Origin of the sequence: Bradyrhizobium macuxiense (assembly GCF_007993935.1) — a bacterium.
GTDB lineage: Bacteria > Pseudomonadota > Alphaproteobacteria > Rhizobiales > Xanthobacteraceae > Bradyrhizobium > Bradyrhizobium macuxiense_A.
Genome location: NZ_VITY01000001.1, coordinates 87901 through 101976, shown reverse-complemented (window position 1 = coordinate 101976; position 14076 = coordinate 87901). Strand labels below are relative to the sequence as shown.

17 protein-coding genes are annotated in these 14076 nt (G+C 64.3%); 13 read left to right on the top strand and 4 right to left on the bottom strand.

All coding sequences use genetic code 11. The features are described 5' to 3' along the window. Positions 1 to 14 precede the first annotated feature (14 nt). Positions 15 to 440 (top strand): DUF3574 domain-containing protein, encoded by a 426-nt coding sequence (locus FBZ93_RS00470; protein ID WP_146984030.1) that lies wholly within the window; start codon positions 15 to 17, stop codon positions 438 to 440. 30 nt (positions 441 to 470) lie between these two features. Here the strand turns inward: FBZ93_RS00470 and FBZ93_RS00465 are convergent, their stop codons facing one another. Together FBZ93_RS00465 and FBZ93_RS00460 are read right to left on the bottom strand one after the other, a co-directional pair. Next, positions 471 to 1286 carry a lytic murein transglycosylase gene (locus FBZ93_RS00465; protein ID WP_146984029.1) on the bottom strand — a complete coding sequence of 272 codons (816 nt, stop codon included), beginning with the start codon at positions 1284 to 1286 and terminating at the stop codon, positions 471 to 473. A 233-nt stretch (positions 1287 to 1519) separates the two neighbouring features. Continuing rightward, a complete protein-coding gene (locus FBZ93_RS00460) occupies positions 1520 to 2431 on the bottom strand; it encodes a DUF2189 domain-containing protein (protein WP_146984027.1) in 912 nt (303 codons plus the stop codon). 288 nt (positions 2432 to 2719) lie between these two features. Between FBZ93_RS00460 and FBZ93_RS00455 the strand changes: the two genes are divergently transcribed. Both FBZ93_RS00455 and FBZ93_RS00450 read left to right on the top strand, forming a co-directional pair. Then, positions 2720 to 3133, top strand: a complete 414-nt coding sequence (locus FBZ93_RS00455) for a DUF3597 domain-containing protein (RefSeq protein ID WP_146984026.1) — start codon at positions 2720 to 2722, stop codon at positions 3131 to 3133. Positions 3134 to 3235: 102 nt separating this feature from the next. Next, complete coding sequence (locus FBZ93_RS00450; protein ID WP_146984024.1) at positions 3236 to 4027, top strand: fumarylacetoacetate hydrolase family protein; 792 nt, start codon at positions 3236 to 3238, stop codon at positions 4025 to 4027. Positions 4028 to 4038: 11 nt separating this feature from the next. Here FBZ93_RS00450 and FBZ93_RS00445 read toward each other — a convergent pair whose 3' ends face one another. After that, the gene (locus FBZ93_RS00445) at positions 4039 to 4311 is read right to left on the bottom strand and encodes a GNAT family N-acetyltransferase (RefSeq protein ID WP_146984023.1); all 273 of its coding nucleotides are present in this window, start codon (positions 4309 to 4311) and stop codon (positions 4039 to 4041) included. A 101-nt stretch (positions 4312 to 4412) separates the two neighbouring features. Between FBZ93_RS00445 and FBZ93_RS00440 the strand changes: the two genes are divergently transcribed. The 4 genes from FBZ93_RS00440 (at position 4413) to FBZ93_RS00425 (ending at position 8687) form a co-directional block, all read left to right on the top strand. Continuing rightward, positions 4413 to 5357: a tetratricopeptide repeat protein gene (locus FBZ93_RS00440; protein WP_146984021.1), complete on the top strand. Its 945-nt coding sequence runs from the start codon at positions 4413 to 4415 to the stop codon at positions 5355 to 5357. A 183-nt stretch (positions 5358 to 5540) separates the two neighbouring features. Next, positions 5541 to 5942 carry an SPW repeat protein gene (locus FBZ93_RS00435; RefSeq protein ID WP_146984020.1) on the top strand — a complete coding sequence of 134 codons (402 nt, stop codon included), beginning with the start codon at positions 5541 to 5543 and terminating at the stop codon, positions 5940 to 5942. A 224-nt stretch (positions 5943 to 6166) separates the two neighbouring features. Beyond that, positions 6167 to 7807: an acyl-CoA synthetase gene (locus FBZ93_RS00430; protein WP_167528858.1), complete on the top strand. Its 1641-nt coding sequence runs from the start codon at positions 6167 to 6169 to the stop codon at positions 7805 to 7807. Positions 7808 to 7811: 4 nt separating this feature from the next. After that, positions 7812 to 8687: a PCC domain-containing protein gene (locus FBZ93_RS00425; RefSeq protein WP_146984018.1), complete on the top strand. Its 876-nt coding sequence runs from the start codon at positions 7812 to 7814 to the stop codon at positions 8685 to 8687. 208 nt (positions 8688 to 8895) lie between these two features. On the opposite strand, the gene FBZ93_RS00420 is transcribed toward FBZ93_RS00425, so the two are convergent. Beyond that, positions 8896 to 9219: a hypothetical protein gene (locus FBZ93_RS00420; RefSeq protein ID WP_146984017.1), complete on the bottom strand. Its 324-nt coding sequence runs from the start codon at positions 9217 to 9219 to the stop codon at positions 8896 to 8898. An 82-nt stretch (positions 9220 to 9301) separates the two neighbouring features. On the opposite strand from FBZ93_RS00420, the gene FBZ93_RS00415 reads away from it, so the two are divergent. The 6 genes from FBZ93_RS00415 to FBZ93_RS00385 all read left to right on the top strand — a co-directional run bounded on the left by FBZ93_RS00415 (position 9302) and on the right by FBZ93_RS00385 (position 13845). Beyond that, entirely contained in the window at positions 9302 to 10066 is a 765-nt protein-coding gene (locus FBZ93_RS00415) for an AAA family ATPase (protein ID WP_146984016.1), read from the top strand. A 139-nt stretch (positions 10067 to 10205) separates the two neighbouring features. Continuing rightward, positions 10206 to 10745 (top strand): SRPBCC family protein, encoded by a 540-nt coding sequence (locus FBZ93_RS00410; protein WP_146984014.1) that lies wholly within the window; start codon positions 10206 to 10208, stop codon positions 10743 to 10745. A gap of 2 nt (positions 10746 to 10747) precedes the next feature. Next, positions 10748 to 11689, top strand: coding sequence for a cytochrome D1 domain-containing protein (locus FBZ93_RS41685; RefSeq protein ID WP_146984013.1), 942 nt, complete (start codon positions 10748 to 10750; stop codon positions 11687 to 11689). A 258-nt stretch (positions 11690 to 11947) separates the two neighbouring features. Next, entirely contained in the window at positions 11948 to 12280 is a 333-nt protein-coding gene (locus FBZ93_RS00400) for a PRC-barrel domain-containing protein (RefSeq protein WP_146984012.1), read from the top strand. Between the two features lie 46 nt (positions 12281 to 12326). Then, positions 12327 to 12857, top strand: coding sequence for a VOC family protein (locus FBZ93_RS00395; protein ID WP_208763941.1), 531 nt, complete (start codon positions 12327 to 12329; stop codon positions 12855 to 12857). A 445-nt stretch (positions 12858 to 13302) separates the two neighbouring features. Continuing rightward, positions 13303 to 13845: a hypothetical protein gene (locus FBZ93_RS00385; protein WP_146984009.1), complete on the top strand. Its 543-nt coding sequence runs from the start codon at positions 13303 to 13305 to the stop codon at positions 13843 to 13845. The last annotated feature ends 231 nt before the right edge of the window (positions 13846 to 14076 follow it).

Genomic DNA, 14076 nt, shown 5'->3' with positions numbered 1-14076 from the left:
ACAGTTCGAACTTCATGCGCGCACTGATCCACGCCGCGGCGTGGCTTGTCCTCGTTGCGGGAAGTCACACATCCGCCGCCGAAGGCGCAGCAACTTCGTGCCAGCTGATCAATGGCAAGTCGATGATGCAGGCCGAACTGCTGTTTGGACGTCGTATCGCCGGACATGGCCGCGTATCGGACGTCCAATGGTCGGACTTCCTTCTGAGGGAGGTGACACCGCGCTTTCCAGATGGATTGACCCTGCTCAAGGCTTCCGGCCAGTGGCGCGACCCGGACACGGGCCGGATCACACGCGAGCAGTCCTTTGTCGTGCGCATCATCGCTGCCGAGACTCCGGAGACCTTGGCACGCCTGACGCAGATCGGCGCCGCATACAGGCAGCGCTTTCATCAACAGTCGGTTGGCCTCACGCTCTCGACCACTTGCGCATCGTTCTGACCACTCGCTGCGCAATTATGGCGACGTACCTTATGGCGCTTTGGCGAGCTGGGTGGCGAAGTAGCCGATCGTCTTGGCGTACACCTCGCTCTTATTCCACTGCTGGATGACCGCGAAATTCTCGCTGCCGGGCTCCCAGCCTTTGCCCTTCTTCCAGCCATAGCTCTTCAGGAAGTTCGCCGTCGAGGCCAGCACGTCCGGCACGTTGTGCAGGAGGTCGCGCTTGCCGTTGCCGTCAAAGTCGACCGCGAACTTGATGTAGGACGACGGCATGAACTGGGTCTGGCCGATCTCGCCGGCCCAGGCGCCGCGCATCTCCTGCGGTGCGAGATCGCCGCGCTCGACGATGCGCAAGGCATCCATCAACTCGGCCTTGAACATGTCGGAGCGGCGGCAATCATAGGCCAGCGTCGCCAGCGAACGCAGGGTCGGAAACTTGCCGGTGTTGACGCCGAAATCGGTTTCCAGGCCCCAGATCGCGACCAGGATTTCGCCGGGCACGCCGTAGGCTTCCTCGATCCGCGACAGCACCGAGCCGTAGCGCTTCATCATGTCGGAACCGCGATTGAGCCGCGGCGGCACCATGCGGCCCGAGAACTGCTCGAAGGTCTGGCTGAACACCTGCTGCGAATGATCGCGCGCCAGGATCGCCTTGTCCTGCGTGACGCCATTCAGCCCGGCCTGGATCGCGTTCTGTGAAATGCCCTTTGCTACGGCCTCTTTCTTGAAATCGTCGAGCCAGGACTCGAACGTGCCCGTGCCGCATTGGGCGGCGAGCGCTGACGCGGTCGAGGTCAAGAGCCACGCCCCAACGGCGAGGGTGCGAAAGGAAAAGCGAGAGGTCATAGGCAATTTCACTCCGGAGTCTGCGATGTCATCGATTGGTCGCGCAACGCCGCGGGTATGTTCGCGGCAACAGCGGCCAAAACAAGGCTCGTGGTAGGGCCGTTTTTCTCGGGGTCGCGCTGCAAATGCCACGCCAATTTCACATCCATTTGACGGTCCGGGACGACAAACCGCCGGCCGAATGTATCGGCCGGCGGTTGCTGTGAGGTTTACGAGCTCAGGTTGACCGGCGCTTATCCGCGATCGCTGCGCCGCCACGGGAACAGGTTGGCGGGGAAGTCGGCGGCGGGCTTGCGCTCACGCGGCTCGGGGAACACCGGCCGTGCGTTCGGATCCTTGACGATGACCTCGCGATAGAGATGCCAGGTGGCGTGACCGAGCAGGGGGATCACGACGGCAAGCCCGAGGAAGAACGGGATCGTGCCGAGCACCAGCAGCACCGCGACGATCAGGCCCCAGGCTGCCATCGGCACCGGGTTCTGCGCGACGGCGCGCATCGACGTCACCATGGCTTCGCCGGCGCTGGCCTGGCGGTCGAGCATCATCGGGAAGGCGACCACGCTGATGCAAAGCGCGACGAGCGCGAACAGGAAGCCGACGCTGCAGCCGACCACGATCAGCCACCAGCCTTGCGGGGTGGTGAGCACGCGCCCGGCGAAATCGGGAATGTCAGCCGCAATCGCATAACCGAACACCGCCGTGTAGATCGCCTGCGCGGTCGCAATCCAGGTCACGAACAGTGCGAACAAGATTGTTCCGACCCCGAGCATTGCGCCGAATGACGGCGAGCGGAAGACCTGAATGGCGTCCCACGCAGATGCTTCGCCGCCGTCCTCGCGGCGGCGGCTCATCTCGTAGAGGCCGATCGCGGCAAACGGGCCGAGCAGGGCAAAGCCCGCGGCCAACGGAAATAGCAGGGGCAGCACGGAATAGCCGTGCACGGTGCGCGCGAGCACGATGCCGAGCACCGGATAGATCAGGCACAGGATGATGGCGTGGCTTGGTACCGCCTTGAAGTCTTCCCAGCCGAGACGCAGCGCTTGATGCAGATCGGACAGGCCGATGGTGCGGATGACGGGCGCAGACACGGCACCTTGTCCGCTCTGCGTCATCGATGCGACATTGCCTTGGTATGGTGTGGCCATGGTCGTTGTCTCCCTCTGGGCGGGCGCATTCTGCGCCCGGCGCGCGGGCACAAACGTACCGCCTCTCGAAGCGATCACGAGCAAGCCAGACGCGAAAGACAAAGCAGGGAACTGGCCGTGTCGCGAACTGTTGAGCGAGGCTACTCCCAAACCGCGGCAAAAGCACTCACGCTTAAGTGAATGTCGCATTGGCAAGGTATTGAGGGGGCGATACACTTGAACTGCGACCGCGGTCAGCCGGCGCATTGCCGTGTGACCTTCACATCTCAACTCTCTTGGGAGCGAACGATGAGCATTTTCGGAAAAATCATGGGCGCGATCTTCGGCAGCAGCGCCAGCGCGTCGCCCGCCGGCGGAACGGCCACAAGCGCAGCTCCCGCCGGTGGATCCGGCAGCGCGTCGCCATCTCCTGCCGCAGTGCCTGCCGGTGCTGCGCCCGCCCAGTCCGTTGACGTCGCCCCCATCCTCGACAAGGCGGTTGCCGCCAAGGGCGAGAAGCTCGAGTGGCGCACATCGATCGTCGACCTGATGAAGGCGCTCGACATCGACTCCAGCCTGTCGGCCCGCAAGGAGCTCGCCAAGGAGCTCGGCTACAGCGGCGACACCAACGATTCCGCCAGCATGAACATCTGGCTGCACAAGCAGGTGATGACCAAGCTCGCGGCCAATGGCGGCGTGCTGCCGGCGGACATCAAGCACTGACGGGATCATCATCCCGCACACCATCAGGGCCCGCGCCAGCGCGGGCCCTTTTTTATGGATCGGCGAGCATCTATAGATCGGCAAACAAGGAGGAGAACGCGCATGACTGATCTCGATCGCCGGACGATGCTTGCGACCGGTGCCCTCGCACTGGCCGGTGCCGCGACGCAATCCGCGCCGGCCCATGCCGAGACCGCGCCGAAGGCGCTGTTTCCGGTACCGGCCGTGACGATCCCGATCGTCGGCGTCACCGAGGTGTTCCTGGTCCGCCGCATCTACTGCATCGGACGCAACTACGCCGCGCACGCGATCGAGCGTGGCTCCGATCCGACGCGCGAGCCGCCGTTCTTCTTCCAGAAGCCGACCGATGCGATCCAGAATGTCGCGGTCGGCACCGTCGCCGATCATCCTTATCCGTCGCTGACCAAGAACTATCACCACGAGGTCGAACTGGTCGCGGCGCTGAAGTCCGGCGGCAGCAACATCCCCGCCGACAAGGCGCTCGATCACGTCTATGGCTACGCGCTCGGCCTCGACATGACGCGGCGCGATCTGCAGAACGGCATGGCCGCGGAGAAGAAGCCGTGGGAGATCGGCAAGAGCTTTGACCATGCGGCGGTGCTCGGGCCGATCCATCCGGCTGACAAGACCGGCCATTTCACGCAAGGCGCGATCTCGCTCGCGGTCAACGGCACGGTGCGGCAGAGCTCGGATCTGAAGAACATGATCTGGAGCGTCGCCGAGCAGATCGCAAAGCTCTCCGAGGCCTTCGAGCTGAAGGCCGGCGACATCATCTATTCCGGAACGCCGGAGAATGTCGGCCCGGTCGTCAAGGGTGACGTGCTGCTCTGCAAGCTCGAAGGCTTGCCCGACATGTCGATCAAGATCGTCTGACCAAAGCGGCGCTAGCCGGCAATGTCCGCATATTCCGGATGCTTGTTGAGGTAGTCCACCACGAAGCCGCAGCCGGCGATCACCTTGCGGCCGTCGGCGCGGATCAGCTCCAGCGCGCCCTTGACCAGCTCCGACGCGATGCCGCGGCCGCGCAGGGCGCGCGGTGTCTCGGTATGGGTGATGATCACGGCCGCCGGCGTCCGCCGGTAATTCGCAAAAGCGAGACCGCCCTCGGTGTCGAGCTCGAAGCGGTTCTGGTCCCTGTTGTCGCGGACGGCAGCCATCGCAAGATCCTGACTTGATTCACTGGCCTTGATCTAAGCGCGTGAACCCGCCGGTGCAAAGCCGCGACCAACCCGCATATTGGCATTTGTGGATTGACGATATGCGCATTTTGGCCTGCCTGACCGCCGCATTGCTCGGCGCCGCCCTGACGCTGCCAAATCCCCCGCAAGCGGCGGCAGCCGATGATCCGAGCTGGCAGACCTGCATCGGCTCTGCGACAGCCCCGGGCGACCGCGTGACTGCCTGCACGGCCGTCATCGACGGCAAGACCCAGACCGGCAGGCATCTGGCCGGGGCCTATTGCAACCGCGGCCATGGACTGACCGAGAAGCGCGAACTCGATGCCGCACTCGCCGACCTCAACGAAGCGATCAAGCTCGATCCTGCGTTTGCCTGCGCCTACACCAACCGTGGCCGCGTCTACGCCTTCAAGCAGGATCTCGATCATGCCATCGCCGACTACGACGAGGCGATCCGGATCGACCCGGGTTTTGCGATGGCCTACAACAATCGCGGCGATGCCTGGCTCAACAAGGGCGATCTCGACCGCGCGCTGGCCGATCTCAACCTCGCCATCAAGTACGGTCCGCAGCTCTCCACGGCCTATGGCAATCGCGGCTTCGTCTACTACCGCAAGCACGACGCGGCGCATGCGATCGCCGACTTCACCACCGAGATCAAGCTCGATCCCAACGTGCTGGCCTATATCAACCGCGGCAATGTCTACCGCGATGCCGAGCAGCTCGACCGCGCCGCCGCCGATTACGGCGAGGCCGCGAAGCTCGCGCCGACCGACGCGCGCGGCTGGCGCAACCGTGGCCTGATCCGGCTCTTTCAGAACGACATCAAGGGCGGGATCGCCGATTACGACAAGGCGCTGCAATACGATCCCGCCGACGTCTATTCCTGGAACAACCGTGGCCAGGCCAAGCTGCGGCTCGGCGACAAGAAGGGCGCGGCGGCCGATTTCCGCAAGGCGCTGGAGATGCAGCCCGATCTGAAGACCGCCAAGGAAGCGCTGGCGCGGCTCGACGGGGCACGGTAACGCACATCGCCCGCAGCCGTCGGTCCTGCCGCGTTGCACACATGCCGATCGGGCCTTGCGGGCCGGTGCAATTCGATTAGGCTTGAGCCGAGACATACGCCCGTGATGCGGCTCGATGGTCGTCTGGTACGGAGTGGTGAGGCCGGCCGCTGACGTATGCCCCTTGTCGCAAGGAGGTTCGTCATGTCGGACAATCGTTTCTTCGGCACACACCGCCCCTGGGAGGACTGGCTCGGCATGCTGCTTGGCGTGCTGATCATGGTCTCGCCCTGGTTTCCGATGCAGGTCAGCGACATCGTCGATGTCGAGCGCAGCCACCTGGTGCTCAACAGCTTCGTGGTCGGCATGCTGGTGCTGGGCCTCGCCCAGCTCGAATATGTCGCGCTGCATCGCTGGGAGGAGGTGGCGAGCATTCTGCTCGGCCTCTGGCTGATGGCGTCGCCCAGCATCTTCGGCTATTCGGAAGAGCAGACGCTGCAGCTCTGGCACATTCTGCTCGGCGCGCTGGTCGCGCTGATCGGGGCATTGCAGCTCTGGCAGGACTGGAACCTGAGCGAGCAGGACCTGGCCAAGTATCCGCAGTAGCGGTCCCGGTCAGGTATTGTCGGCCCCAGCATCGTCGGGCTGGCCGCCGCCGGCGCGGTATCATTGCGCCGCGCCCGGCGGGCCTTGCCGAGGCGCGCTGCTTGGCGATAAACCGGGTGGTACCAACCCCTTGCGGCGCTTGAAGACGCCCGGTTCTGACCAAGGAAACACCCGATGACCGTCCTGACCATGCCCTGTCTGTTGTGCGTATCGGCGGGGCGGCAATGAGCGGGACGGCTGGGGCCGCGCCGCGCGGCGGGATCGCGCGGGTGTCGCGCCGGGTGATGAACCTCGCCCACATCCTGACCCAGAACGCCCGCCGCCATGGCGACCGTCCCGGCTTCATCTGGAACGAGAAGGCCTGGTCGTGGCGCCATATCGACCAGAACGTCTCGGCGCTGGCGGCGGCGCTCGCCGCGCGCGGCATCGGCAAGGGCGATCGCATCCTGGTGCATTCCAAGAACTGCGACGAGATGTTCTGGTCGATGTTCGCGGCGTTCCGGCTCGGGGCGGTCTGGGTGCCGACCAATTTCCGCCTGATGCCGGACGAGGTGGCCTATCTGGCGGCGGCCTCCGGCGCCAAGGCGTTTCTGTGCCACGCCGACTTCCCCGAGCACGCCAAGGCGGCCGCCAATCCGGCGCTGGAATTCGTCTGGCGGATCGGCGAGCAAGGTACGTTCGGCGAGGCGACCGTCGGTGACGTCATCGCCAGGCATGCGAGCGCGGCGGTCGAGAACGTTGCCGTCGACTACGACGATCCCTGCTGGTTCTTCTTCACCTCCGGCACCACAGGCCGCTCCAAGGCGGCGGTGCTGACCCACGGCCAGATGGCCTTCGTGATCACCAACCATCTCGCCGACCTGATGCCCGGAACCACCGAGGACGACGCCTCGCTGGTGGTGGCGCCGCTGTCGCATGGCGCCGGCGTGCATCAATTGGTCCAGACCGCGCGCGGCGTGCCGACCATCCTGCTGCCGTCGGAGAAGTTCGATATCGCCGAAGCCTTCCGGCTGATCGCCAAGCACCGCGTCAGCAACATGTTCACGGTACCGACCATCCTGAAGATGTTGGTCGAGCATCCCGCCGCCGACCAGCACGACCATTCCTCGCTGCGCTACATCATCTATGCTGGCGCGCCGATGTATCGCGAGGACCAGAAAGCGGCCTTGGCAAAACTCGGCGGCGTGCTGGTGCAGTATTTCGGCCTCGGCGAGGTCACCGGCAACATCACCGTGCTGCCGCCCGGGCTGCACGATCCCGAGGACGGCCCGCATGCGCGGATCGGCACCTGCGGCTTCGAACGCACCGGCATGCAGGTCTCGATCCAGGGCGACGATGGCCGCGAGCTGAAAGCGCACGAGACCGGCGAGATCTGCGTGATCGGGCCCGGCGTGTTCGCCGGCTATTACGACAATCCCGAAGCCAATGCGAAGGCGTTCCGCGACGGCTGGTTCCGGACCGGCGACCTCGGCCACATGGATGAGGAGGGCTTCGTCTACATCACGGGCCGCGCTTCCGATATGTACATCTCCGGCGGCTCCAACATCTATCCGCGCGAGATCGAGGAGAAGCTGTTGACGCATCCCGCGGTCGGCGAGGTCGCGGTGCTCGGGGTGCCCGATCCGTTCTGGGGCGAGGTCGGTGTCGCCGTCTGCGTCGCGCGCGAGGGCGTCGATGCGGTCGCCGAGGCAGAGCTTGCGGCGTATCTCGCGCCGAAGGTGCCGCGCTACAAAATGCCGAAGCGCTTCTTCTTCTGGGAAGCGCTGCCGAAGTCCGGCTACGGCAAGGTGCCGAAGCGGCTGATCCGCGACGAGCTCGAGGCGCGCGGCCTGCTCGAGGTGATCGCCAAACCGACGGACGCGTAGGGCGATGCGCAGCATCGCCCAGCCTGGCGCTCCGCTTTCCGAGCGCATCCAGTGGGTCGCCGCGCGCGGCCGCGCCTTTTCCTTCATGCTCGAGGCCGGCATTCCCTTGCTCGAAGCGGTGCGCCGCGGCTTTGCGGCGGAAGGCTTTTCCGGCGGCGTGTTGAGCGCGACAGGTGGCGCGCTCGGGCCGTTCGCCTACGTGATGCCGGCGCTGTCGAAGGACGGCGTCAACGCCGCGTTCTACAGCGATACGTTCCGCCCCGATGGCGTGACGCGGCTCAAGCTCGCGGCGCTGACCTTCGGTGAACGCGACGGCGCGCCGTTCTTTCATTGCCACGGCTTGTGGACCGAGGCCGACGGCCGCTTCAACGGCGGACACATGCTGCCGGACGAGACCATCGTCGCCGAGCCGTTCGAGGTCAGCGCGTTCGGGATCGATGGCGCGACGTTCCTGGCCGAGCCCGACAGCGAGACCAATTTCAAGCTGTTCGGTCCCGTCGTCCGCGCGCCTGTTGGTGCGAAGACCAGCAGCCATGCTTTCGCGTTGCGGCTGCGCCCGAACCAGGATTTTGCCTGCGCGCTGGAAGGCTTCTGCCGCCACCACGGCATCCTGCGCGCGCGGCTGCGCGGCGGCGTTGGTTCGACCATCGGCGCCGTCTTCACCGACGGCCACAGCGTGGTGCCGTTCGCGACCGAACTTGCGGTGACCGCCGGGCAGATCGCGGCCGACGAAGATGGCCTGCTGCACGCCGAGCTCGACATCGCGCTGGTCGACTATCTCGGCGGCATCGCCGAGGGACGGCTGGTGCGCGGCGACAATCCGGTGCTGATGACGATGGAGCTGGTGCTGGAGGTGCTGGAGGAGGCGGAACGGCCGTAGAGCCCGGCTCTCTCCGGTTGTCGTCCCTGCGAAAGCAGGGACCCATACTCCGCGGCGGATGTCGTGATCGGGACTCGTCGTTCCAGCGTCGTGAAACGACCAGCATTTGTGGTTATGGGTCCCCGCTTTCGCGAGGACGACACCGAGTATGTTGCCGCCTTGTGATGTTGGGCCTCGCGCCGTCGGGCAAATCAGAGGTATGGGCCGCTCACCGCCGCTTGCGCACATGGATGTTGATGTCGAGGTCGATCGCGCTCACGCAGGTCTGTTCGGAGCGATGCGAGCCGCCCTCGTACCAGGGACCCTTGCGCAGGCCGATGTCGCTGACCTGAGCGAGCCGCAGGCAGCGCCATTGCGGCAGCTTGCCGGAGCTCTCGCCGGCGAACTGCCAGGCCAGCACGACCTCTTCGCCGCTCTTGTTGTGGCCGATGATGTGCGGGCACAGCTCGCGCGGCCGGCCGTCATAGACGCAGACTGCCTGCTGTTCGGTGAGGATCGCCTTGCGGAAGAGAGCGTAGGCCTTGCTGGGCATTGAGACATCGAACCATCTAGGATTGCCGTGGGCTCCTATCATAAACTGGGCGCCCCGCCGTTGTTTCCCCGGATCCGCGCACATGGCCAGACGAAACCGCCCGATCAACATGCCCGCGCCGTATCTTCGGCGGGTCTGGCTCGATCCAACGCGCATTCCCAACCGCGAGGCTTACCCATTCGTGCTGCCGCTGCTGCGCGACGAATTCGAGCTCAGCTTCGACAAGGCGATCACCATCATCGTCGGCGAGAACGGCACCGGCAAGTCGACGCTGCTGGAGGGCATCGCCGTGATGGCCGGCTATGACGATGCCGGCGGCGGCAAGGGTTATCGGCCGGTCGACCATGGCCGTGCGCTGGAGATAATGGGCGGCTCGCTGGCGTCGGCGCTGCGCGCGAGCTGGCTGCCCAGGATCACCAACGGCTGGTTCTTCCGCGCCGAGAGCTTCTTTTCGGTCGCAAGGTATCTGGACGAGGCAGCACGGGACGCCGGCGGGCCGCCGCCGGACTTCCTGTCGCATTCCCACGGCGAGGGCTTCCTGCGTTTCTTCGAGGAGCGCTGCCAGCGGCAGGGCATCTTCATCTTCGACGAGCCGGAATCGGCGCTGTCGCCGTCGCGGCAGATCGAATTCCTCAAGCTGCTGCACCGGATGAACGGGACGGGCCACTGCCAGGTGATCATGGCGACGCATTCGCCTGTCCTGATGGCCTATCCGGACGCCACGCTGCTGCGGCTGACGAAGTACGGCCTCGATCCGGTGAGCCTGAAGGATACCGATCACTTCAAGGTCATGCGGGAGTTTTGCGACGACCCGAAGGGGTTCGTCGAGGCGGTGATCGAGGAGTAAGGGCGCCGGAGAGGTTTGTCCCACGGCGAAGTTCTGACTTCGCTCTGGTGCAAGAAGCCGCTTTCCATCTGGTCCAGAATGCCGACACATAAGCTTCGGCACGCGCCTGGCGTGGTGACCGAAAAGCGAGGAGACAAGGATGAGGCTGATGATCGCGAGGGCTGGCGTCGTGGTGGCGGCGCTGGCTGTGTTGGGGGCCGCATGGGCGCATGGGCCGACCCGGCAGAAGGTGCGGGAATCCATCGAGATCGACGCGCCGCAGGCCAAGGTGTGGGCGGTGATCGGCAATTTCCAGGACATGAGCTGGCTCGCCGGCGTCAGCAAGACCGAAGGCGAGAAGGGCAACGAGATCGGCGCCACAAGGCGGCTGACGCTGGCGCCCGGCGCGACCGTCGACGAGGAGCTCTACAAATACGAGCCCGAGATGATGAGCTATTCGTACCGGATCACCGCGGTCGACGTGAAGGTGCTGCCGGTCACCAATTATTCCTCGACGCTGTCGGTGTCGCCGGCGCCCGGCGGCAAGTCGAAGCTGGAATGGGCCGGCGCGTTCTACCGCGGCTTTCCGAACAACGACCCGCCGCCGGAGCTGAGCGACGAGGCCGCACTGAAGGCGGTGAGCGGGCTCTACAAGGCCGGCCTGGAAGCGCTGAAGAAGAAGATCGAGAGCGGAAGCTAACCATGCGGCGCGCGGTCGCGCTGCTGGCGCTGCTCGCCGGCCTCGGCGGTGCGCGGGCCGAGGAGGCCTTCGTCACCAACCAGCTCAGCGACGATCTCACGGTGGTCGATCTCGCGACCGCAAAGCCGGTCGCGACGATTGCGATCGGCGGCAAGCCCGCGGGCGTCGCCGTCAGCCATGACGGCCGCTTCGCCTATGTGACGAGCCCGGATGCCAAGGCGGTCACGGTGGTCGATGCGTCGGCGCGCAAGGTGGTCGGCCGGATCGACGTCGGCGGCGGGCCGCTCGGCATCGCGGTGGCACCCGACGGCGCGACGGTCTATGTCGCCGACTGGTACGCCGCCGCGGTGCGGGTGATCGACGCGAAAGAGCTGCGGGTCGTCGGCAGTCTTTCGGTCGGCGCATCGCCGTCAGGGCTTGCGCTGACGCCGGACGGGCGGCTGCTGCTCTCGGCGGACCGCGACGACGACAGCGTCTCGATCACGGACCTTGCCGCGCATGAGCGGCGAGGGATCGTCAAGGTCGGGACGCGTCCGTTCGGCGTCACCATCGATGCCGACGGCAAGCGCGCCTACACCGCCAATGTCGGCTCCAACGACGTCTCCGTGATCGATATCGCAACCGCCCGCGAGATCGGCCGCGTCCATGTCGGGCTGCGCCCCTATGCCGTGGCGCTGGCGCAGGGCCGCTGCTTCGTCACCGACCAGTATGACGGCAAGGTCAGCGTGTTCGACCTCGCGACGCTGCAACCCGTGAAGCGGATCAGTGTCGGCGATTACCCCGAGGGCATCGAGGCGACCGCCGACGGCAAGCGCATCGTGGTCGCCAACTGGGAGAGCAACACGCTGAGCGTAATCGACGCCGCCGAGCTGAAAATCACAGGCGAGGTGAAGGTCGGCGACGGGCCGCGCGCGTTCGGGGCGTTCCTGAGACGGACGGAGTAGGCGGAAGGTGCGTGGGGTGTCCCAAAATATCGAAAACAACCCCATGCAAAGGAGCAGGCTGTCGCCACATTCGGAAACGCGACTTGACACGTCGGGCAAATCAGCGATACATTTCTATTATTCCGAAACTGTGCAAGCGTCCGCCGCCGCGCGATAGCCGATCGCTCCTGCGGCCTGTCGCCAAGCTGCGACCCATTGGCTCACCAGCGCGGCAGGCATATATTATCGGGCAAATGCGAGGAAACACGGGAGGATGCCATGCATCATACCTTGGTGCCCAGTGACCGGGTCGAGCACGTCTGCGTCTTCGGGCGCGACGGCACCAAGCTCGGGTCGGTCGAGCGGCTGATGCTCGACAAGGTGAGCGGCACGGTGGCCTACGCCATCATCAAGACCGGCGGCGTGCTGAGCACCCACCACCACTATCCCGTCAGATGGACCGCACTGCACTTCGATCCCGCGCGGCAGGCCTTCGAGGCCGAAGTGACGCTGGAGGATCTGCGCGCCGGGCCGTCCGAATTCGACGGCGACGAATTCGACTGGGGCGACCGCTCGCAGTCGTATACGCACCCGAATTATTGGGCGGTGTAGCAGGTAGGGCGGGTTAGCCCAACGGGTCCGCGCGAAGCGCGGCCCGATGACAGGCTCCGGCGTAACCCGCCGAGTTTGGCGCAAAGGCGGCGGATTACGCTTCCGCCTTCGCTCGTCGACCTACGGCGGACAAGTCGCTAATCCGCCCTACGCTTGCTATCGTGGTAGTCTTGATGAGCGACGCATCGTCGTCAAAGTTAAACGCATGACCCAATACAAACCCGCCGGCTGGCCTTCCGTCATCCCGAGAATTGTCACGCGCGATATCGCCGGCTTGACCGCATTCTTGAGGGACGTCTTCGGAGCTGAAGGCGAAGTCCGGACCGGTGCGCCAACGGAGATTCGCATCGGAGACTCGATCATCCTGATCAGCGACGGCGGAGGAATCCGTGAGGCGATGCCGGCCTTCCTCTACGTCTATGTTCAGAACACGGACGAAACCTACCGGCGGGCGATCGCGGCAGGCGCTGAATCGATCGAAACTCCTGCGGATACGCCCTATGGCGACCGACGGGCGATGGTCCGAGATTCCTGGGCAAACGTCTGGCAGATCGCTACCTACCGCAGCAGTCCGTAGGATGGGTGGAGCGAAGCGATACCCATCATTCGGGCCGCGGGATGAATTGATGGGTTTCGCTTCGCTCTACCCATCCTACGTCTACGTTCGGAACGCGGATGAGACCTATCGGCGCGCGATCGCGGCCGGCGCTGGGCCGATCGAGGCACCCGCGGATACGCCTTATGGCGACAGACGCGCGATGGTCCGGGATTCCTGGGCAAACGTCTGGCAGATCGCCACGTACCGGGGAGACTGAGGGGACGGTGTTGCAGCCTGCGTGAGCAATGCAACATGCGGGAGGAGTGAGCGTGTTCGGCCGACAAACGCCGCATGTCGCCTCGCCCATGCGAACTACGTGCTACTTGTTTGTGAATGGATTTGATGGGAGGTCGGTTGAAATCAAGTTGATTTTACGATAAACTATAAATTGTACTTAAAGATGTTGTTTTATTGAGGTAGATCGATGGTTGGCGCGGACAGCAACACTACCGTTGCACAACTGAAAAACATTCATCGAGAGTTCCGGACAGCACTGCTGAACAAGAAGTATTATGGGTGCCGACTAGATCGGTATCAAACGATCAATCGCTGGCTGGAGATAGTGATTGCTTTCGGTGCCACTAGCGGCACCGGCATTGCAGGTTTCGCGATTTGGAAGAACGGTGCGGGCGTAGTTGCCTGGGGAATTATCTCGGGGGCGTCGATAATTCTTTCGACCCTCAAGCCGATTATCGATCTGCCCAAACAGATCGAACGATACAGCAAACTATCGACGGCTTATTCGAGAATCTTTGAGACATTCCGAGTCTTGGAGCAGGAGTTGCACGAGGGCGGACTCACGGATGCACACGTCCAGGCTTTCAAGCAAATCCGTTCCCAGCTTGTCGATTTGGCCGTTGATGACGATCGGAAACCAAATATAGCGCTCGTCAAACGTCTTGAAGATGAGGTGAACAGGGAAGTCCCCGTAACCTCGCTTTGGATGCCGACTCTTCCAAGCGCTTAGAGGCCAAAGTGAGGTCGATCAGATTGAACAAACCGAGGAAGCAGGAGTCTGAAGCCATGATTTCCGCATCAGCACAGCCATCGCACCCAAAGCCCCAAGAGCAACCCCCGTCGCCCAACTGGAGAACGCCCGAACATCGTCCTGATTACGACCTTCCCAACAGGCGCATCGAGCCGACAATCCAACCTACGGAGCCGTGGAAGGATCCTGAGCCTCGTCAACCTTCAAAGA